The 20532-nt window shown below is 65.8% G+C and carries 12 protein-coding genes; 8 read left to right on the top strand and 4 right to left on the bottom strand.

Annotated elements, in window-relative coordinates; all coding sequences use genetic code 11:
* Positions 1 to 15: 15 nt before the first annotated feature.
* Together CSQ87_RS04200 and CSQ87_RS04195 are read right to left on the bottom strand one after the other, a co-directional pair.
* Positions 16 to 858, bottom strand: a complete 843-nt coding sequence (locus CSQ87_RS04200) for an energy-coupling factor transporter transmembrane component T (protein ID WP_100512632.1) — start codon at positions 856 to 858, stop codon at positions 16 to 18.
* A 53-nt stretch (positions 859 to 911) separates the two neighbouring features.
* Positions 912 to 1568: an MptD family putative ECF transporter S component gene (locus tag CSQ87_RS04195; RefSeq protein WP_100512631.1), complete on the bottom strand. Its 657-nt coding sequence runs from the start codon at positions 1566 to 1568 to the stop codon at positions 912 to 914.
* A gap of 531 nt (positions 1569 to 2099) precedes the next feature.
* On the opposite strand from CSQ87_RS04195, the gene CSQ87_RS04190 reads away from it, so the two are divergent.
* The 8 genes from CSQ87_RS04190 (at position 2100) to CSQ87_RS04155 (ending at position 16959) form a co-directional block, all read left to right on the top strand.
* The gene (locus tag CSQ87_RS04190) at positions 2100 to 3143 is read left to right on the top strand and encodes a hypothetical protein (RefSeq protein WP_133122343.1); all 1044 of its coding nucleotides are present in this window, start codon (positions 2100 to 2102) and stop codon (positions 3141 to 3143) included.
* A gap of 204 nt (positions 3144 to 3347) precedes the next feature.
* On the top strand, positions 3348 to 6974 hold the full coding sequence (gene rpoB / locus CSQ87_RS04185) for a DNA-directed RNA polymerase subunit beta (protein WP_100512629.1): 3627 nt from the start codon (positions 3348 to 3350) through the stop codon (positions 6972 to 6974).
* A gap of 81 nt (positions 6975 to 7055) precedes the next feature.
* Positions 7056 to 11222, top strand: coding sequence for a DNA-directed RNA polymerase subunit beta' (locus CSQ87_RS04180; protein WP_100512628.1), 4167 nt, complete (start codon positions 7056 to 7058; stop codon positions 11220 to 11222).
* A gap of 268 nt (positions 11223 to 11490) precedes the next feature.
* A complete protein-coding gene (locus CSQ87_RS04175; protein ID WP_100512627.1) occupies positions 11491 to 13101 on the top strand; it encodes an ABC transporter substrate-binding protein in 1611 nt (536 codons plus the stop codon).
* Between the two features lie 77 nt (positions 13102 to 13178).
* Positions 13179 to 14282, top strand: coding sequence for an ABC transporter permease (locus tag CSQ87_RS04170; RefSeq protein ID WP_100512626.1), 1104 nt, complete (start codon positions 13179 to 13181; stop codon positions 14280 to 14282).
* A gap of 11 nt (positions 14283 to 14293) precedes the next feature.
* Positions 14294 to 15193 carry an ABC transporter permease gene (locus CSQ87_RS04165; RefSeq protein WP_100512625.1) on the top strand — a complete coding sequence of 300 codons (900 nt, stop codon included), beginning with the start codon at positions 14294 to 14296 and terminating at the stop codon, positions 15191 to 15193.
* A 1-nt stretch (position 15194) separates the two neighbouring features.
* Complete coding sequence (locus tag CSQ87_RS04160) at positions 15195 to 16142, top strand: ABC transporter ATP-binding protein (protein ID WP_207761096.1); 948 nt, start codon at positions 15195 to 15197, stop codon at positions 16140 to 16142.
* Entirely contained in the window at positions 16135 to 16959 is an 825-nt protein-coding gene (locus CSQ87_RS04155; protein WP_100512624.1) for an ABC transporter ATP-binding protein, read from the top strand. The genes CSQ87_RS04160 and CSQ87_RS04155 overlap by 8 nt, the downstream gene beginning before the upstream one ends.
* Positions 16960 to 17490: 531 nt before the next feature.
* On the opposite strand, the gene CSQ87_RS04150 is transcribed toward CSQ87_RS04155, so the two are convergent.
* Complete coding sequence (locus CSQ87_RS04150; protein ID WP_100512623.1) at positions 17491 to 18669, bottom strand: putative ABC transporter permease; 1179 nt, start codon at positions 18667 to 18669, stop codon at positions 17491 to 17493.
* On the bottom strand, positions 18666 to 20378 hold the full coding sequence (locus CSQ87_RS04145; RefSeq protein WP_100512622.1) for a PP2C family protein-serine/threonine phosphatase: 1713 nt from the start codon (positions 20376 to 20378) through the stop codon (positions 18666 to 18668). The genes CSQ87_RS04150 and CSQ87_RS04145 overlap by 4 nt, the downstream gene beginning before the upstream one ends.
* Between the last annotated feature and the right edge of the window lie 154 nt (positions 20379 to 20532).

Genomic DNA, 20532 nt, shown 5'->3' with positions numbered 1-20532 from the left:
CTGATTGGGCATGAATCACAGTGTCCGGTCGGACAGCCAGCCGGTGGCCGCGCCGATCCAAACCACAAAACAGGCCATGCACAGCGTCAGCAGTACCGCGTCGATGGCGTGGAAGCCGATCCGTGCGATGCTCGTGCGCTTCGCCGGGCCTCCCAGACCGCGGGTCATCGCGGCCTGCGCGAGCTCGTCGGCGATGCGCACGCTGCTGCCGATCAGCGGGACCACACGGTATTCGAACATGGCGAGCATGCGGGTGCCGCCGAGCCGGACTCCGCGCATCCGCATCGCGTCGCCGATACGACGCTGTTCGGCGAACGCGGTGGGGAAGAAGCGGAACATCACCGCCAGCGGGATCGTCACGGCCTGCGGCATGTGCATGCGAGTCAGTGCGGTGACCAGTTCGCTGGCCGTGGTGGTGACGAGCATCCAGTAGGAGATCATGGCCACCGGCAGCATTTGCGTGGTCATCGCGATCGTCGCGTACGCCAGCCAGACGATGGCCGAGCCGAAGGCATGCGGCATCACGCCGTCGGGCTGTGGCATCGCGCCGGCGGTCTGTGGCATCACGCCGTTCGCCGCCGGTTCCGAGGAGAGTGCCGAGACGATCGTGGGCAGCAGCCAGGCCGCGGCCGCAAGACTGACGGCCAGCAGCAGCATGTAGACCAGCGTGGCCGCCCATCGGCGGGACAGCGGCAGCAGGATGACCGGCAGGCAGGCGAGACCAAGTCTCACGACGTCGACGGCGGGCAACGCTCCGCCGGCCCGCGCCAGGCAGAAGCAGCCGACGGTGATGGTGAGGGCGATCTTCGTACGCGGATCGACGCGGAATCGGTCGTGGGCGGCGGTGGATCGGAACATGGAATCGATGGGTTCTCGGGACAGTGGGTTCGCGAGGTATCGGGTTCGGGGGCTCAGACCAGTCCGGCGCGTTCGAAGTGCCGGCGCATCATCGGCCGGGCGATCCACGCGCCGATCAGTCCGCCGATCACGCCGAGCACCACCAGCACGGGCAGCATCCACGCGGGGAAGAGGCCGGCCATCTGCGCGGTCGCCGTCTCGCCCTTCTTCGCGACCATGGCCGCCAAATAGTCGTTGCGGCCGATGTAGAACGGCAGGAACAGGCCGAGATTCCACAGATTGAACACGCCGGCGGACAGGACGTTGAGGGATATGCGCCGGTAGTCGCCGGTGCGGGCGATCAGGTCGGCGATGACGGAGGCGGCCACGGCGGTGACGATGGTGTACACGTTGCCGTGGATCACGCCCATGAGCAGGGCGAGCAGCACGCCGAGGATGGTGACGGCGCCGAACCGGCGGGACTTCGTCAGGGTGAGCATGTAGGGCACGCCGCCGAGGATGCCGCAGGCGAAGCCCATGAACGGCATGCCGAACGGCAGGGGCTGCACCACGGCCGCGGCGATGGCGATCAGCACGAAGTAGAGCGCGGCATAGACGCCGATGAGGATGTAGTCGCGAGTGCCCAGTTTGGCTCGGGATGCGACGGCTGCGGGGGCGGCGGTTGCGGGCTGTGCGGTCGTGGTCTGTGCGGCTGTGGTCTGTTCGGTCATGCGAGTCCTTTGCTGTGGTTGCGGATCGGTGATCCTGTGGATCGGTTGTGGGTCTGTCGGTTGTGGGTCTGTCGGTTGTGGTCCTGTGGATCGGTGGTCCTGTGGATCGGTGGTCCTGCGGGTCTGTCGGCTGCGGGTTTGTTGGCTGCTGGTCCGTTTGCTGCTGGTCCGTTTGCCGCAAGGACGGTTGGTTGCGGGCTCTGGTATTGGCGGGTCCGGTTATTGGTGAATCCCCTTCAGGCACCCCGCAATATAAGGGATCGGTCGCGGAAAGTCACCTCTTGTGTTCCGTGCGGGTCTGTGGTATGGCGGGGGCGATGATTCTTAGCGCATGCTGAGTGATCAGGGGGTGTGATGTCGGATATGCGATCACTTCTCAAGGTGGTGTGTGGGGTGGGGTTCGGCCGGAGTATGGCTGCGGTTCACCCTGACGATGCCCTTTCGAAATATTGGGATCGTTGATCGGTAACGTTCGGCGGCTATCGTGGTCGCCGTCATTCGGGCAAGTGACTGTGGGGGTATGTGATGATCATGGACAATCGTGATGTGTTCCCGGATCGGGGGAATATGTGGACGTTTTCCGCTGACGTCGGAAACGGTGGCAGCGGCGATGGTGGCAGCGGCATCGTCGGTTTCGGCAACGTCGGTTTCGGCGACGGCGGATCGGCGGGGGATGCCGATCCGTTCGCCGTGACGGCGGGGGATCCGTCCGGCGCGGTCTGGAACGAGGTCTCCCATACGCTGGTGGTGCGGCCGGGGGCCGTGCTGACCCTGTCGATGGCCTCGGGGTACGAGAACGGCACCGACGGGGGTCGGATCGTGGTCGAGGACGGGGCGCATCTGACGCTCGACGGCGTGCGGATCAACGTCAGCGCCCGACGGGACGCCGCGGCCCTGCTGGTCGATTCCGGACGGCTTGATCTCGTGCTGGCCGCGGGATCCGACAACCGTCTGTGGTCGGGGGCGGACCGGGCCGGACTGGAGAACGGCGAGCATGAGCTGGTGATCGTTGCCGCCGGCCCGCGGCACGGCGTCGCGCGGAACGTCGGTCGGCTGTCGGCCTGTTCGTATTCGGCGTCGGAGGACGTCGACGGCGCCGGCATCGGCGGCGCGAAGGGAGAGCGCGGGGCGAACATCACGATCAACGGCGGGGTGATCGAGGCCTTTGCGAGGGCCGATCGTCACAACGCCTACGGTGCCGGCATCGGCGGGGGCCGTGGCAGCGACGGCGGGAACGTCCTCATCGGCTCGGGGACGGTGACGGCCGGATGCCGGGCGTCGCGCGGCATGGCCTACGGTGCCGGCATCGGCGGCGGATACGGCGGCAGCGGCACGGACATCACGATCCGCGGGGGCGAGGTCGCCGCATGGTCCCGCGGTCTGCAGGGGTCGTACGGCGCCGGCGTAGGCGGCGGCCAGAGCGACGATCTGTTCGGCGGCGGCACCGGTGGCATGGCCCGTCGCATCACGGTCGCCGGCGGCCGGCTGCGCGCGTCCGGCAACGTGCCGGTGGGATCGGGCCTGTGGGGAGGCGAGTCCCGGGACATCAGCGTGGCCGCGGGCACGATGGCCTGATTCTCGCGGGCGTGGAATAATACGACACACGGCTTGTGCGACACGCCGGTGATGTGGTATTCTTTTGACGTTTAGTGACGTGTGTCATATAGCGGGCATACATCAGACTGGGGGAATGGCCCGCTAGCCGTGTGGTAGTTGCGGCGGCGCGACGGTCGTTCCCTGGCTATTGGATACACAGCGAACGAGAAGGATAACCCCATCTTGGCTGCCGAAAACACACAGAGCACCACCAAAACCTATGCTCGCGCGGATGAGCACGACATCAAGCTGCACAAGGCCAGCCCCCGCGTGAACTTCGGTTCCATCAAGGAACCCATCGACGTCCCCTACCTGCTGGGCGTCCAGACCGACAGCTTCGACTGGCTGATCGGCAACGAGCGCTGGAAGAAGCGCGTCGAGGAGGACGAGGCCAACGGCACCATCACCGTGCCCCACACCTCCGGTCTCGCCGAAGTGTTCGAGGAGATCTCCCCGATCGAGAACTTCGCCCAGACCATGAGCCTCACGTTCTCCAACCCCTACTTCGAGGAGCCGCGTCACAGCGTGCAGGAGTGCAAGGAGAAGGACTACACCTACTCCGCCCCGCTGTACGTGAACGCCGAGTTCTGCAACAACGACACCGGCGAGATCAAGTCCCAGACCGTGTTCATGGGCGACTTCCCGCTGCAGACCCCGCACGGCACCTTCATCATCGGCGGCACCGAGCGAGTGATCGTCTCCCAGCTCGTGCGCTCCCCGGGCGTGTACTTCGACCGCTCCCGCGACAGGACGAGCGACAAGGAGATCTTCGGCGCGAAGATCATCCCGAGCCGCGGCGCCTGGCTGGAGTTCGAGATCGACAAGCGCGACGTCCTCGGCGTGCGCGTGGACCGCAAGCGCAAGCAGTCCGCCGTGGTCTTCCTCGAGGCCATCGGCATGACCGAGCGTGAGATCCACGACGAGTTCCAGGGCTACCCGCTGGTGCTCGACTCCCTGGCCAAGGAAGTCGAGGCCGTGACCCCGAAGGACGCCAACGGCCGTCCTGACCTGTCCGCCGAGCGCCCGAGCGACGAGGAGATCCGCAACCGCGCCCTCACCGAGCTGTACCGCAAGATCCGCCCCGGCGACACCGCCACCCCGGAGGCCGGCCGCAACCTGCTCGATTCCTTCTACTTCAACACCAAGCGCTACGATCTGGCCCGCGTCGGCCGCTACAAGATCAACCGCAAGCTCGGTCTCGAAGGCGACGTCAACGACCGCAGCCTCAAGCTCGAGGACATCGTGGCCACGATCAAGTACCTGTGCACCCTGCACGCCGGCGGCGAGACCTTCCCGGGCAAGCGCGACGGCGAGGACGTGGACCTGCGCGTGGACGTGGACGACATCGACCACTTCGGCAACCGCCGCATCCGTCAGGTCGGCGAGCTGATCCAGAACCAGCTGCGCACCGGCCTGTCCCGTATGGAGCGCGTGGTGCGCGAGCGCATGACCACGCAGGACGCCGAGGCCATCACCCCGCAGTCCCTGCTGAACATCCGCCCCGTGGCCGCCACGATCAAGGAGTTCTTCGGCACCTCCCAGCTGAGCCAGTTCATGGATCAGAACAACCCGCTGGCCGGCATCACCAACAAGCGCCGTCTGTCCGCTCTGGGCCCCGGCGGTCTGTCCCGCGACCGCGCCTCCATGGAGGTGCGAGACGTGCACCCGTCCCACTTCGGCCGTATGTGCCCGATCGAGTCCCCTGAAGGCCCGAACATCGGTCTGATCGGCTCGCTGGCGACCTTCGGCCGCATCAACCCGTTCGGCTTCATCGAGACCCCGTACCGCAAGGTCGTCGACGGCCACGTGACCAACGACGTGGTGTACATGACCGCCGACCGCGAGGCCGAGCACGTGATCGCCCAGGCCAACCAGGAGCTTGACGAGAACGGCAACTTCGTCTCCAAGGACGCCCTTGCCCGCGTCAACGAGGAAGAGGCCGTCGATGTGCCGGTGAGCTCCGTCGACTACATGGACGTCTCGCCTCGCCAGATGGTTTCCGTCGGTGCCTCCCTGATCCCGTTCCTCGAGCACGATGAGGGCCACCGAGCGCTGATGGGCGCCAACATGCAGCGTCAGGCCGTGCCGCTGATCAAGTCCGAGCGCCCGCTGGTGGGCACCGGCGGCGAATGGCGTGCCGCGGTCGACTCCGGCGACGTGATCCTCGCCGAGAAGGACGGCGTGGTGACCTACTGCTCCGCCGACATCATCCGCACGATGAACGACGACGGCACCACCAGCTCCTACAAGCTGGCCAAGTTCCAGCGTTCCAACCAGACGACCTGCTACAACCAGGTGCCGCTCATCCATGAGGGCGAGCGCGTGGAGAAGGGCACCGTGCTGGCCGACGGCCCCGCCACCGAGCAGGGCGAGATGGCGCTGGGCAAGAACCTGCTGGTCGCCTTCATGCCGTGGAACGGCTACAACTACGAGGACGCCGTGATCATCTCGCAGCGCCTCGTGCAGGACGATACCCTGAGCTCCATCCACATCGAGGAGTACGAGATCGACGCCCGCGAGACCAAGCTGGGCGCCGAGGAGATCACCCGCGACCTGCCGAACGTGAGCGAGGACGCCGTGTCCAACCTCGACGAGCGCGGCATCATCCGCATCGGTGCCGAGGTCGAGGCCGGCGACATCCTCGTCGGCAAGGTGACCCCGAAGGGCGAGACCGAGCTGACCCCGGAGGAGCGCCTGCTGCGCGCCATCTTCGGCGAGAAGTCCCGCGAGGTGCGCGACACCTCCCTGCGCGTGCCCCACGGCGAGACCGGTACCGTGATCGCCGTCAAGGAGATCACCAAGGAGGACGCGGAGGAGGACGGCGACGAGCTGCCCACCGGCGTGAACCACATGATCCGCGTCTACATCGCCCAGCACCGCAAGATCACCCAGGGCGACAAGCTCTCGGGCCGTCACGGCAACAAGGGCGTGATCTCGCGCATCCTGCCGGAGGAGGACATGCCGTTCCTCGCCGACGGCACCCCGATCGACATCATGCTGAACCCCTTGGGCGTGCCTTCCCGAATGAACCTCGGTCAGGTGCTCGAGCTGCACCTCGGCTGGATCGCGCATTCCGGCTGGGACATCAACATCGACCCGAACCTCGAGGCCGCGTGGAAGAAGCACATCCCCGCCGGTGCCGAGAAGGGCGATCCGAACACCCCGGTGGCCACCCCGGTGTTCGACGGTGTGCGTCAGGACGCCATCAACGGCCTGCTCAAGACCACCCTGCCGAACCGCGACGGCGAGCGCATGGTGGGCGACGACGGCAAGGCCTGGCTGTTCGACGGCCGTACCGGCGAGCGCTTCAGCCGACCGATCTCCGTGGGCTACATGTACATGCTCAAGCTGCATCACCTGGTCGACGACAAGATCCACGCCCGTTCCACCGGTCCGTACTCGATGATCACGCAGCAGCCGCTGGGCGGCAAGGCCCAGTTCGGCGGCCAGCGCTTCGGCGAGATGGAGGTGTGGGCCCTCGAGGCCTACGGCGCCGCCTACACGCTGCACGAGATGATGACCATCAAGTCCGATGACGTCGACGGCCGCGTGCGCGTCTACGGCGCGATCGTCAAGGGCGAGAACCTGCCCTCCGCCGGCATTCCGGAATCCTTCAAGGTGCTGCTCAAGGAAATGCAGTCCCTGTCGCTGAACGTCGAGGTGCTCAACGCCGACGGCGTGGCCATCGACATGAAGGAGGAGGACGACGACCCCGTCTCCGCCGCGGACGATCTCGGCTTCAACATCGGCGCCCGCCCCGAGGCCGGTTCGAACGCCCCGGCCGAGTCCGAGGAACCGCAGTACCGCTGATCCAGACGCGTCGCCCGCGGACGTGCGGGCGACGCACCACAACCGTAAAGCAGTAAAGATCTACCAAGACAGGACAACTAAGTGCTGGACGTTAATGCATTTGACAAGATGAGGATCGGTCTGGCCAGCTCCGAGGACATTCGTAACTGGAGCTATGGCGAGGTCAAGAAGCCCGAGACCATCAACTACCGTACCCTCAAGCCGGAGAAGGACGGTCTGTTCGGCGAACAGATCTTCGGACCGACCCGTGACTGGGAGTGCGCCTGCGGCAAGTACAAGCGCGTGCGCTTCAAGGGCATCGTGTGCGAGCGATGCGGCGTCGAGGTGACCAAGTCCCGCGTGCGTCGTGAGCGCATGGGCCACATCGAGCTGGCCGCCCCCGTGACCCACATCTGGTTCTTCAAGGGCGTGCCGAGCCGTCTGGGCTACCTGCTCGACATTCCGCCGAAGTACCTGGAGAAGGTCATCTACTTCGCCGCCTACATGGTGACGAGCGTGGACGAGGAGCAGCGTCACAAGGACATGCCCGACCTGCAGGACGAGTTCGAGGTGCGCATCCAGAACCTCGAGAAGGCCCGCGACAACGAGATCCACAAGCGCGCCGTGAAGCTTGAGGAGGACATGGGCGAGCTCGAGGCCGAGGGCGGCGACGCCCGTTCGGCCAAGGCCAAGCTGCGCAGCGCGGCCGAGCGCGACCTCAAGGCCATCCGCAAGCGCTACAACGACGAGATCGCCCGCCACACCGCCGTGTGGGATCGCTTCCAGGGCCTCAAGCCCGGCGACATGGAGGGCGACGTGGACCTGTGGCGCGAGATGGTCGACGACTACGGCGATTACTTCGAGGGCTGCATGGGCGCCGAGGCGATCAAGAAGCGCCTGCAGGACTTCGACCTGAAGGCCGAGGCCGAGGAGCTGCGCAACGTCATCGCCACCACCAAGCAGGGCCAGCGCAAGGCCCGCGCCCTCAAGCGCCTGAAGGTCATCAACGCCTTCCTGTCCACCGGCAACAGCCCGGAGGCCATGGTGCTCGACGTGATCCCGGTGATCCCGCCGGATCTGCGCCCGATGGTCCAGCTGGACGGCGGCCGCTTCGCGACCTCCGACCTCAACGACCTGTACCGCCGCGTGATCAACCGCAACAACCGACTCAAGCGACTCATCGAGCTCGGCGCCCCGGAGATCATGCTCAACAACGAGAAGCGCATGCTGCAGGAGGCCGTCGACTCCCTGTTCGACAACGGCCGCCGCGGCCGTCCGGTCACCGGCGCCTCGAACCGCCCGCTCAAGTCGCTTTCCGACATGCTCAAGGGCAAGCAGGGTCGTTTCCGTCAGAACCTGCTCGGTAAGCGCGTGGACTACTCCGGCCGTTCCGTGATCGTGGTCGGCCCGTCCCTGAGGATGCACCAGTGCGGTCTGCCCAAGCCGATGGCCCTCGAGCTGTTCAAGCCGTTCGTCATCAAGCGCCTCGTGGACCTCAACTACGCGCAGAACATGAAGAGCGCCAAGCGTCTGGTCGACCGCGGCGACTCCGAGGTGTGGGGCGTGCTCGAGGAGGTCATCTCCGAGCACCCGGTGCTGCTCAACCGTGCGCCTACGCTGCACCGTCTGGGCATTCAGGCCTTCGAGCCGATCCTGGTGGAGGGCAAGGCCATCCACCTGCCGCCGCTGGCCTGCGCCGCCTTCAACGCCGACTTCGACGGCGATCAGATGGCCGTGCACCTGCCGCTGAGCGCCGAGGCCCAGGCCGAGGCCCGCTCGCTGATGATGGCCTCCGACAACATCCTCAAGCCGGCCGACGGCCACACCGTGACCATGCCGTCCCAGGATATGATCCTCGGCCTGTACTACCTGTCCACCGTGATCGACGGCGCCAAGGGTCAGGGTCGCGTGTTCTCCTCGCTCGACGAGTGCCGCATGGCCCTCGACCTGCACGAGATCGACATTCAGGCCAAGGTGCTGATCCGCGTGCCCGAGGACTTCGTGCTGCCCAAGGACTGGGAGCCCGGCGAGGTCGAGGTCGTCGACCCGCAGCCCGGCAGCCCGGCGACGGTGAAGGAGGAGCGGTTCACCGACGGCTCCACTCTGTTCGCCACCAGCTACGGCCGCATCCTGTTCAACAGCACCCTGCCCGTCGACTACCCGTTCGTCAACCGTCAGGTGGCCAAGAAGCAGCTCGCCGGCATCGTCGACGACATCGCCTCGCGCTACTCCACCCAGCAGGTGGCCGCCTCGCTGGACGCCCTGAAGGACATGGGCTTCACCCGCGCCCCGTGGTCGGGCGTCACCTTCGCGTTCTCCGACGTCATCGAGCCGCCGGAGCGCGACGAGCTGGTGGCCGAGTCCGAGGAGCAGGCCAGCAAGATCAACTCGCAGTACGACATGGGTCTGCTCACCGACGACGAACGTCGTCAGGAGCTGATCGACCTGTGGACCGAGTGCACCAACAAGGTCTCCAAGGCCGTCGAGGAGCACTTCGACCCGCAGAACAACCTGTCGATCATCGTGCAGTCCGGTGCACGAGGAAACATGATGCAGATCAACCAGATCGCCGGCATCCGTGGCCTCGTGGCCAACCCGAAGGGCGAGATCATCCCCCGACCGGTGAAGTCCAACTACCGCGACGGCCTGACCGTGCTGGAGTACTTCATCTCCCAGCACGGCGCCCGTAAGGGTCTGGCCGATACCGCACTGCGTACGGCCGAGTCGGGCTACCTGACCCGTCGTCTGGTCGACGTCTCGCAGGACGTGATCGTGCGCGAGGAGGACTGCGGCACCCGTCAGGGCCTCGTCATGAAGGTCGGCGAGCGTGACGCCGACGGCAACCTCGTGCTGGTCAAGGCCGCCGACGGCGGTCCGTACTCCCGTCTGCTGGCCGCCGACGTGATCGATCCGGCCGACGGCAAGACCGTGCTGTACAAGCGCGACGACGCCCTGTCCATGGACGTGATCAACGATCTCGTCGCCCACGGCGTCGAGGAGGTCAAGGCCCGTTCCGTGCTCACCTGCGAGTCCAAGCGCGGCGTGTGCGCCAAGTGCTACGGCTGGTCGCTGGCCACCAACACCCTGGTGGACATCGGCGAGGCCGTCGGCATCGTGGCCGCCCAGTCCATCGGCGAGCCCGGTACCCAGCTGACGCTGCGTTCCTTCCACTCCGGCGGTGTGGCTTCGGCATCCGATATCACCCAGGGTCTTCCCCGTGTGACCGAGCTTTTCGAGGCCCGTACCCCGAAGGGTGAGGCCCCGATCGCCGCCTACGACGGCACCGTCAAGGTGGAGGACACCGAGGCCGGCCGTACCGTGACGCTGACCCCGGACGATCCGGAAGCCCGCGACTCCGACGGCGAGAAGGTGGAGCAGCTGGTCTACAAGGTGACCCGCCGCGCCCCGCTGCTGGTCAAGGACGGCGAGCACATCAAGCGTGGCACGCAGCTGACCGAGGGTTCCGTGGATCCGAAGAAGATCCTGCGCATCATGGGCGCCCGCGCCGCGCAGGTCAACATCGTGGAGGAAGTGCACACCGTGTACCGCTCCCAGGGTGTGGACATCCACGACAAGCACATCGAGGTCATCGTGCACCAGATGCTGCGCCGCTACACCGTGCTCGACTCCGGCGACACCGAGCTGCTGCCCGGCGAACTCGTGGACAAGGCCCGCTTCAAGGAAGTGAACAAGGCCGCGCTGAAGGCCGGCAAGAAGCCCGCCACCGGCCGTCCCGAGCTCATGGGCATCACCAAGGCCTCCCTGGCCACCGACTCGTGGCTGTCCGCCGCGTCGTTCCAGGAGACCACCCGCGTGCTCACCGAAGCCGCCCTGAACCAGAAGGTCGACGACCTCAAGGGCCTCAAGGAGAACGTCATCATCGGTAAGCTCATCCCGGCCGGCACCGGTCTCGCCCGGTACCGCAACGCCGAGGTGGAACCCGACAAGGCGATCCGCGACACCATCTACCCGAGCTTCGGCCTGTCCGACGACGGTTCCGATGGTCTCATGGACCTCTCCGACGCCGATCTGAGCGATGTGGACTTCTCCAACATCGACTTCGGCGATCTGAGCCTCGGCGACGACTTCAACCCCGACGACTTCCTTAACGATCTGGGCGGCCAGACCGATCTGGGAGACCTGTCGGGCGATCAGGGTGACCACGGCGACCAGCACGGCGACGCCTCGGACGCCCACGGTGCTGACGGTTCCGCCGATGCCGGTGCCGCCGATCAGGGTTCCGACGCCCCGGCCGGCGACCAGCAGTGATCCGGTCATCGTGATCATTCCGGTCATTCCGGTCATCTAATGGGCGGTCGATAGGCCGCCCCCGCAGCCCCGCGGTCATGGGGGCACCTACGGGTGTGTTTCGTCTCACAGTGCGAAACACACCCGTTTTGTTTCCCTAAAACGGTTGCCGTGTTACGAATATGTGAGTTTTCGCGCCTTTCGCAATGTGGACGACATCATTCCGACACCGTCGGGTAACGGTACATTCCTTCAATAAGAGTTTGAAAAACTCCTGAGGAGGAACATCATGAAGAAATCCCTGATCGTGCGGGTGGCTGCGGCTGCCTCCGCACTCGCCATGGCGGCCGGTCTGGCCGCATGCGGCGGCTCGTCGACCGGTTCGTCCAGCTCGTCCGGTTCGTCGCTGGTCGTGAACACCAACTTCGACGCCAAGTCCTTCGATCCCGCCCGCGCCTACGAATTCACCAGCAACATGGTCAGCCACCAGGTCTACGAGACCCCGCTGGCCTACGGCGACAACGGCAACGATTTCACCAAGGTCGAGCCCGGCGTGGCCAAGTACGAGATCAGCCCCGACGCCAAGACCGTGACCCTGACCGTGCAGGACGGCCACACCTTCTCCGACGGTGCCAAGGTGACCGCCGATGATCTGGCCTTCAGCCTCCAGCGTCTGCAGGGCATGCAGAGCAACCCGTCGTTCCTGCTGACCGATCCGGCCGGCAAGCTCGTCAAGGTCTCCAAGAAGGACGACAAGACCGTCACGCTCACCAGCTCCGTCGCCTACCCGGCACTGCCGTACATCCTCGCCTTCCCGTCCACCGGCGTGGTCGAGAAGAAGGTCGTCGAGGAGCACGGCGGCACCACCGACACCAACGACAAGGCCGAGACCTGGCTGAACTCCAACTCCGCCGGCTCCGGTCCGTACAAGATCGCCTCCGCCGACATCAAGAGCGAGGTCAAGCTCGCCGCCAACGACAAGTACACCTCCAAGGACAAGCCGAAGTACACCAACGTCGTGATCCAGAACACCACCGCCGCCACCCAGAAGGTCAACGTGCAGGCCGGCACCGCCCAGCTCGCCTTCGACCTCGGCGCCGATGACGCCAAGGGCCTGGATACCTCCAAGGTCAAGCTGGCCTCCTCGCCGTCGATGTACACGCTGTACGCCTACATCAACGCCAGCAAGGAATACGGCAAGGCCGCTTCCGATCCGAACTTCATCAACGCCTTCCGCCACGCCATCAACTACGACGAGATCCTGAAGTTCGTCGGTGACGGCGCCGTGCAGCCCGGCGGCATCATCCCGGCCGCCATCAATGGCGCGCTCAAGTCCGACGAGCACAACACCTACGATCTGGCCAAGGCCAAGGAACTGCTCGCCAAGAGCAGCTACAAGGGCGAGAAGATCGAACTTGTCGTGCCCTCCGATATGGCCGTCGGCGGCGTGAACCTGCAGAACCTCGCCCAGAAGGTGCAGGAGCAGGTCAAGGCCGCCGGCATCAACCTCGAGCTCAAGCCGCTCTCCTCGACCGCATGGCTTGACGTCTACCGCAACGGCACCGCCCAGTCCTCGATCGCCTACTGGGGCGCCGACTACCCGGAGGCCGGCGACTACGCCTCCTTCGCCCCCGACGGCCCGACCGGCCTGCACGCCGGCTGGAAGACCGGCGCCGGCATCGCCACCGCCGAGGCCACCAAGCCGCTGTTCGAGAAGGCCCAGACCACGGTCGACAAGGACGCTCGCGCCAAGGCCTTCCAGGCGGCCCAGCAGAAGATGAACGACGGCGGCCCGTTCGTGCCGATCGTCGTCCCGGCCGGCCGCATCGCCTACGCCTCCAGCCTCTCCGGCGTCAACTACAACGCGATCTGGTACACCGACCTCGCTTCGGTGAAGTGATCGCCGGGCCTACGCGGTCCGCAACCAGCAACCTGCAGTCAACCAAGTTGCAGTCAACCAAGAGTTAAGGCAATACCATGAGCGCAACAACCACAGCGCCCGGTACCGCCGCGACAGGGAAGTCCGCCCCGGAAAGCTCCCACCAGAGCTTTTTCGGGGCGCACCCCTTTGTGCGGTATGCCGGAATCCGATTCATCGTCAGCATCTTCCTCGCCATCGGCGTCACTCTGGTCACCTTCATCCTGACCAACCTCGTGCCGACCGATCCGGTCACCGCGGTCCTCGGCGAATCCGCCGCGGCCGATCCGGCCATCGTCGCCAACATGCGCCGCCAGATGGGCCTTGACAAGCCCCTGCCGGTGCAGTACCTCATGTACCTGCAGCGTCTGCTGCACGGCGACATGGGCACCAGCGCCCAGACTCACAATCCGGTCGCCCAGGATCTCTCCCAGGCCCTGCCGGCCACCATGGAACTGGCCCTGATCACCCTGGTCATCTCGGTGATCATCGGCGTCGGCCTCGGTCTGTACGCGGCGCTGCACAACCGCCGCTTCTCCGACCAGCTGATCCGTCTGCTCAGCCTGCTCGGCATCTCCGTGCCGTCGTTCTGGCTGGCCATGCTGTGCTTCTACTTCTTCTTCTACAAGCTCGGCCTGTTCCCGGGCACCGGCCGTCTCGATCCCACGTTCACGGCCCCGCCCCACGTCACCGGCATGTACATCACCGATGCGCTGCTGGCCGGCGACCCCGCGCTGGCCGCCAACGCCGTTTCGCACGCCGTGCTGCCGGCCCTCGTCATGATCCTGTGGACGGTCGGCTTCCTGCTGCGCTTCTGCCGCAGCTCCGTGCTTGAGGTGCTCAGCCAGGACTACGTCACCGCGGCCCGCGCCAAGGGCCTGCCCTCCGGTCGCATCACCTTCGCCTACGTGCTGCGCGGCGCCCTGCTGCCGATCCTGACCATGATCGGCATGCTGTTCGGCGGTCTGATGAGCGGCTCGGTGCTCGTGGAATCCGTGTTCTCGTGGCACGGCCTCGGCCAGTACGCCTTCCAGGCGGCCAAGTCCCTCGACCTGCAGGCCATCATGGGCGTGGGCCTGACCGTCGGCGTGATCTACATCACCGTGAACTTCGTGGTCGATCTGCTCTACGGCCTGATCGATCCGCGAGTGAGAGTGCAGTGAGGGAGGCAACGATGAGTGATACGAACGAAGTGACCGCCTCGGTCCCGGCCCTGAAGCCCAGGAAGAAGCGGTTCGAACTGCCCCCGCAGTGGAAGACCGCCTATGGCATCATCGGCGTGGTCGTCGTGGCGTTCTGGCTGATCGTCGCGATCATCGGCCCGCTGCTGCCGCTGGCCGACCCGCTCGCCCAGACCGCCGAACGACTGGCCGCGCCCTCCTCAGCGCACTGGTTCGGCACCGACGAGCTCGGCCGCGACGTGTTCTCCCGCGTGCTGTACGGCGCGCGCATCTCGATCCCCGTGGCCATCGCACTGGTGGTGCTTTCGATGCTGCTCGGCGGCCTGCTCGGCATGCTCGCCGGCTACTTCGGCCGCGTGCTCGACGAGACGATCATGCGTCTGGCCGACATCGTGCTCGCCTTCCCGCCGATCATCCTCGCCATGGTCATCACCGCGGCGCTCGGCCCCGGCATCGGCAACGCCGTCATCGCCATGCTCGTGGTGAACTGGCCGCAGTACGCGCGAATCATGCGATCGATGGTCGTCGGCGTGCGCGGCAGCGAATACGTGATCAGCGACCGCCTGCTCGGCTTCAGCGCATGGCAGACCCTGCGCGTGGACGTGCTGCCCAACGTGGTCTCGTCCATCCTCGTGCTGGCCACGCTTGACTTCGGCAACGCGATCCTGCTGCTCTCCGGCCTGTCGTTCCTCGGTCTGGGCGCCGTGCCGCCCACGCCGGAATGGGGCTTCATGGTGTCCGAAGGCGTGCAGAACTTCTCCGCCTGGTGGATCGCCACCTTCCCCGGCCTGTGCATCTCCAGCGTCGTGATCGCCTTCAACTTCATCGGCGACACCCTGCGCGATGCGCTCGACCCCCATATGCGCAAGCACGTCCAAAGCGAGGCGATGTGACATGAGCGAGAAGGACATGAGCGAAAACGAATCCACCCGGACCGCGGGATCCGCCGCGACCTCCGGAACCGACGAATCCGTGGCCCTGTCGATCCGCGACCTCAATCTCACGATCGACGACCACCACATCCTCAAGGACGTCTCCCTCGACGTGCCGTCCGGCAAGGTGATGGGTCTGGCCGGCGAATCCGGATCCGGCAAGACCATGACCGGCATGACCGTGCTGGGCCTGCAGCCGGAAGGCGCCGAGGTGACCGGCGAGATCGACTACCATGGCGAGAACTTGCTGGCCCTGAACGACCGGCAGATGGCCTCCTACCGCGGCCACCACATCGCCATGGTGTTCCAGGACCCGACCGCCAGCCTGCATCCGATGATCCGCATCGGCGTGCAGCTCACCGACCACATGCGCCACCATCTGGGCCTGAGCAAGCAGGAGGCTCGTGAACGGGCCATCGAGCTGCTCAAGCTCGTGCAGGTGCCCGATCCGGAAGGCACGCTCAAGCGGTATCCGCACCAGTTCAGCGGCGGCCAGCTGCAGCGCATCGCCATCGCCGTGGCCATCGCATGCAAGCCCGACCTGATCATCGCCGACGAGCCGACCACGGCCCTCGACGTGACCGTGCAGGCCGGCATCCTGCAGCTGCTGCGCCACCTGTGCGATACGACCGGCCTGACGATCATCCTCATCACCCACGATCTGGGCGTGATGAGCGCGCTGGCCGACGAGATCGCCGTGATGCGCGGCGGGCAGATCGTGGAGCGCGGCTCGCGCTACGACGTGATCCGCAACCCGCAGCATCCGTACACCAAGGCGCTGATCGACTCGCTGCCGAAGCAGATGATGGAGCGGCGGGATCAAGCCGCGCAGGCAGGTCAGACAGCACAGGCCGAGTCGGGTGAAACCGAACAGCCGAGCGAACCGCAGGAGGGTGGTCAGCATGACTGAGACGATGGAGAACTCCCTGAGCTGGGTGCCGCGGCCGATGCGCTGCGAGCTGGAGGTCAACAACCTCACCGTCGCGTACCGTCAGCCGGGCGGGCGCGTCAACACCGCCGTGGACTCGATCTCGTTCAAGGTCTCGGCCGGCGAGGTCGTGGGCCTGGTGGGCGAGTCCGGCTGCGGCAAGAGCACCACGGCCCGCGCGATCTGCGGACTGGAGCGTCCCAAGGGCGGCAGCATCATGTTCAACGGCAAGAAGATCACGCCGCTGACGCTGCGCCGCCGGCCGAAGGAGTTCCAGAGCATCCAGATGGTGTTCCAGAACCCGTACGCCTCGCTCAACCCGCGCCGTACCATCCGCCACCAGATCGAGGACGGCCGCCGCGCCAACCGCGGCGAGGCACCGAGCGTGGAGGAGCTGCTCGATCTCGTGGAGATCCCGCGGTCCGCCGCCGGCGAATACCCGTACCAGTTCAGTGGTGGCCAGCGTCAGCGCATCGCCATCGCCCGCGCGGTGGCGGCCGGCGCCGACCTGCTGATCGGTGACGAGCCGATCGCCTCACTGGACGCCTCCCTGCAGGCCAAGATCGCCCAGCTGATGCGCGACGTGTGCCTCAAGACGGGCGCCTCGCTGCTGTTCATCAGCCACGATCTGGCCGTGGTGCGACTGATCGCCGACCGGGTGATCGTCATGCAGTCCGGGCACATCGTGGAGCAGGGCCCCACCGAGGAGATCTGGCAGCACCCCAAGGAGGCGTACACGCAGCGCCTGCTTGCCGCCATCCCCGAAGCCGACGGACTGGGTCACATCCCGCAGGTGTGACGACATCGCGTGACGGTCATATCTGTGCCGGTCATAGCGTTGCCGGTCGCCTCATCCGCCCGGCATTCGCGTATTGTGGCTTCCCCCTCTGGGGGAAGCTGGCGGCGTGAGCCGACTGATGAGGGATAAACGATGGAAGGATCGATGGATTCGACCGCACATTGGTCGTTTTGCGCTCCAATCCATCAACCGTCCGAACCGAAAGACCCAAGAACCGCATGATTTCAACGATCCGGAAATCATGGGAAACGAATTCCGATGGATTGGGCTGCACATCGGTCGTTTTTGCACTCCAATCCATCACAATCGAACGCCAGACGGGCATTCTTTGCCTTCCCCTCGAGGGGAAGGTGGCCGGCGCAGCCGGACGGATGAGGTGACCGGTGGTGCTCAACGACGGCTGAGGTGCCCAGTGGCTGAGGTGCCCAGTGACTGAGATGCCCGATGACGCCTCCTCACCGCCCGCTATGTACCGCCTACCACAATCGCAGATCGCAGACCGCAGATCGCAGACCGCCTACCCCCATACCGCTACGCGCGCCCCGACATCGACGGATCGATCGTCATGGTCTGGAACCGGTGCTGCATGTAGGCGTCGTCGAAATGCTCGCCGAAGAACACTTCGATCGGCGATCCGGGCTCCATGCCGGCCATGCGCGTGTACCAGCAGTCGAGGGCCATCAGCGTGGCCGTGCCGTCGACGAACATGAGCACGAACGCCACCGCGGTGAGCGAATACCGCCACTTCCACGGAATGCGGTTGATGAGCCGCAGCAGTTGCGGCAGACACAGTTTGATCCACGCCAGTCCGAGCAGACCCCACATGATCATGTACTTGCCGCTGGTCCGTCCGTTGATCGACAACCACTGGCCGGTGTAGTCCCAGGCAGTGATGCCGAAGGCCACCTGCATGAACCAGCTGGTGAAGTATTCGAACGCCCCGCCGATCACCGCGCTGGCGAGGAAGATCAGCACGGGGTTGTCGTCCCACAGCCGGTTGAGGAACACGGTGAGCAGTACGCCGCCGAATCCGTAGATGGGGGAGAACGGGCCCCACAGCAGACCCGCGCGGTCCTGATACTCACCGAACAGGATCCAGTGGTACACGGTTTCGATGCCGAGGCCGATCACGCAGGTGAAGACGAACACCCAGAACAGGTTGAAGAAGTCGAGGCTGATGTATCCGCGGCCGGTCAGGTCACGGCCCGCCATGTTCACGCGCACCGACTCCTCGTAGGCGTCGCGCGCGTCCATCTGCCGCAGTCGCCGCTGCAGCCGACGTTCCTCATGCAGCGACGGATCGGCGGTGATCGAGATGATCACCAGCAGGATCAGCTGGACGAGCGGCAGCAGCAGCGAGACGTCAAGACCGTACAGGGCGAGATTGAGCAGACCTTCCAACAGGGTGATCGGGATCAGCCCGTAGGCCCATCGGGCCGCGTGCCGGCGGCGGTTGCGCAGCAGCAGGATGCCGAACACGATCAGTGCGGCGGCGTTGACCACCAGAACGGTCGCATGCTCACAGGTGAGGATGAAGGTGAGCGAGGTGTTGGCCGAACCGGGGTCGAGTCCGCGTACGGCCACGACGATCAGTGCGATGAGCAGCGGCAGACGGACCGCGCCGCTGATCAGGCACAGGGCGCCGTAGATCTTGACGATCAGCGGAAGCCGCTGTCGATCGATGGAATTGCCGGAACTGCCGTCGGTCACTTCGCCTCTTTCCCGTGGTCGTCGTGGTCGTGATGGTCGTGGCTGTGGTCGTGGTCGTGATGGTTGCGGTGGGCACGGTCTCGTTCATCGTCCGGATTGCCCTGATCGTCCGGATTGTCCTGATCGGTTTGGGCGGTCTGGTCGGACCGGTCGATCTGACCGATTTGATCGGGGTGACCGGTGCCGTCATGCCGGTGCTTGTCGGTATTGGACGTGTCGCTGCCGGATGTGTCGGTGCTGGACGTGTCGGTGCTGGACGTGTCGGTGGAGGAGTCGTCGGCGGCGATCGTGTCGGCGGGGTCGCGCCGGACGCTTCTGAGCGTGTCGAGCGTGTCGTCGTCCAGCGTATCGAGGTCCTCGCCGCGCGGAATGCGGATGAACCCCCAGAGCGAATCCTGATTGCCGGCGCTACGGGCGCCGGGAGTATGACCGTCAGCAAGTCGGCCGTCACCTATCCGTCCTTCACCCATCCGGCCGTCGGCCTGACTGCCGGACGGACGACCGGTCCGGTTGCCCGCGTTGCTGGCGAACCGACGACGGCGGAAATCATCCTCCGGCTTGCCGCTCCTGCCGTGACCGGACTTCCCGCCCCTACCGTGGCTCTCGTCGTTCCCGGACCGTTTGCCGTCTCCGGACCGTTCGTTGTCTCCGGACCGTTCGTTGGCCGTGTCGCCGGTCTCGGTACCGGCACCGGCGGTGTGGTCGTCGGCGGTGTGGTCGTCGTCATCGGAGTCGTCGTGATTGGCGATCACGTCCACCACGATCACCGTCACGTTGTCCCGTCCGCCGTGGCTCAGCGCGGCGTCGACCAGACGATCCACGGCCTGCCTCGGAGTGCTGGAGGACGCGGCGATGGCCGCGATCTCGTCGTCGTCCAGTTCGCCGTGCAGTCCGTCGGAGCAGATGATGAACCGGCCGGGAAGATCGGCGCGGAAGAAATCGGGGTCGATGCCTTCGGGCGAGCCGATGCACTGCGTGATGAGATTGCGCGGCACCATGAGCTCGGCCAGTTCTGGTGTCATCGCGCCGGAGTCGATGACCTCCTGCCGGCGTGAATGGTCGCGGGTGATGCGGACGAACGATCCGGCGTTCCACCGCGGCGATTCGTCGTCGGCCTCGGTCTTGGTGGCGGTGGCGCCGGGCCTGGCGATTCTGCCGGCATCGTTGTCGTCGTCGAGGCGGAAGTCGCCGATGGCGGCCCGTCGTCGCTGCGCCGCCTTCGTGTTGTGCGTCAGACGGATGATGCGGTTGAGATGATAGGTGCGCGAATCGCCGATGTTGACCACGTACCAGGCGTTGTCGGCCGAGGTCTCGAACGAGTCGCCGAGCGCGTTGATCGCACTCAGCGGCCGTGCATCGCTGCCCGTCTTGGGAATCTCCACGGTCTCCTCGGCGTCGGTGGCCTTGGCCAGGATCAGCCCGGTGACGGTGGTGCCGGACACGCCGCCGTATTCGCGTCCGAGGTCCCTCACCCGTCGATGGGCCTCGCCGAGTACGCGCATGATGTCCGCCTTCGAGCGTTCGGAGGTCATCGCAAGCTGTGCGCAGGCCCTGCGGGCGGCCATGCTGGCCTCCTCGCCGGCCACGCCTCCTCCCATGCCGTCGAATACCAGGAACATGCCATCCGAGGTCAGTGCGCAATCCTGATTCATGCGACGACGCAGCCCGATGTCGCTGGTTGCCGCCGCGGTAACCGTGTATGTCGTCATGTCTGGGCTTCTTTCCTGTCGATTCTTCGCCAACGTCTTCGCCATCCCGCGCCGGATCGGGCCGTTTCGTGCCGGTCCGTATCGGTTCGTGCCGGTTCGTATCGGTTCGTGCCGGTTCGTATCGGTTCATGCCGGACCTCATCCGGCGATCGGC

The sequence above is a fragment of the Bifidobacterium simiarum genome (assembly GCF_002802905.1).
GTDB lineage: Bacteria > Actinomycetota > Actinomycetes > Actinomycetales > Bifidobacteriaceae > Galliscardovia > Galliscardovia simiarum.
Note: the sequence above shows the minus strand (reverse complement) of the source record. Positions and strands in the feature narration are given on the sequence as shown.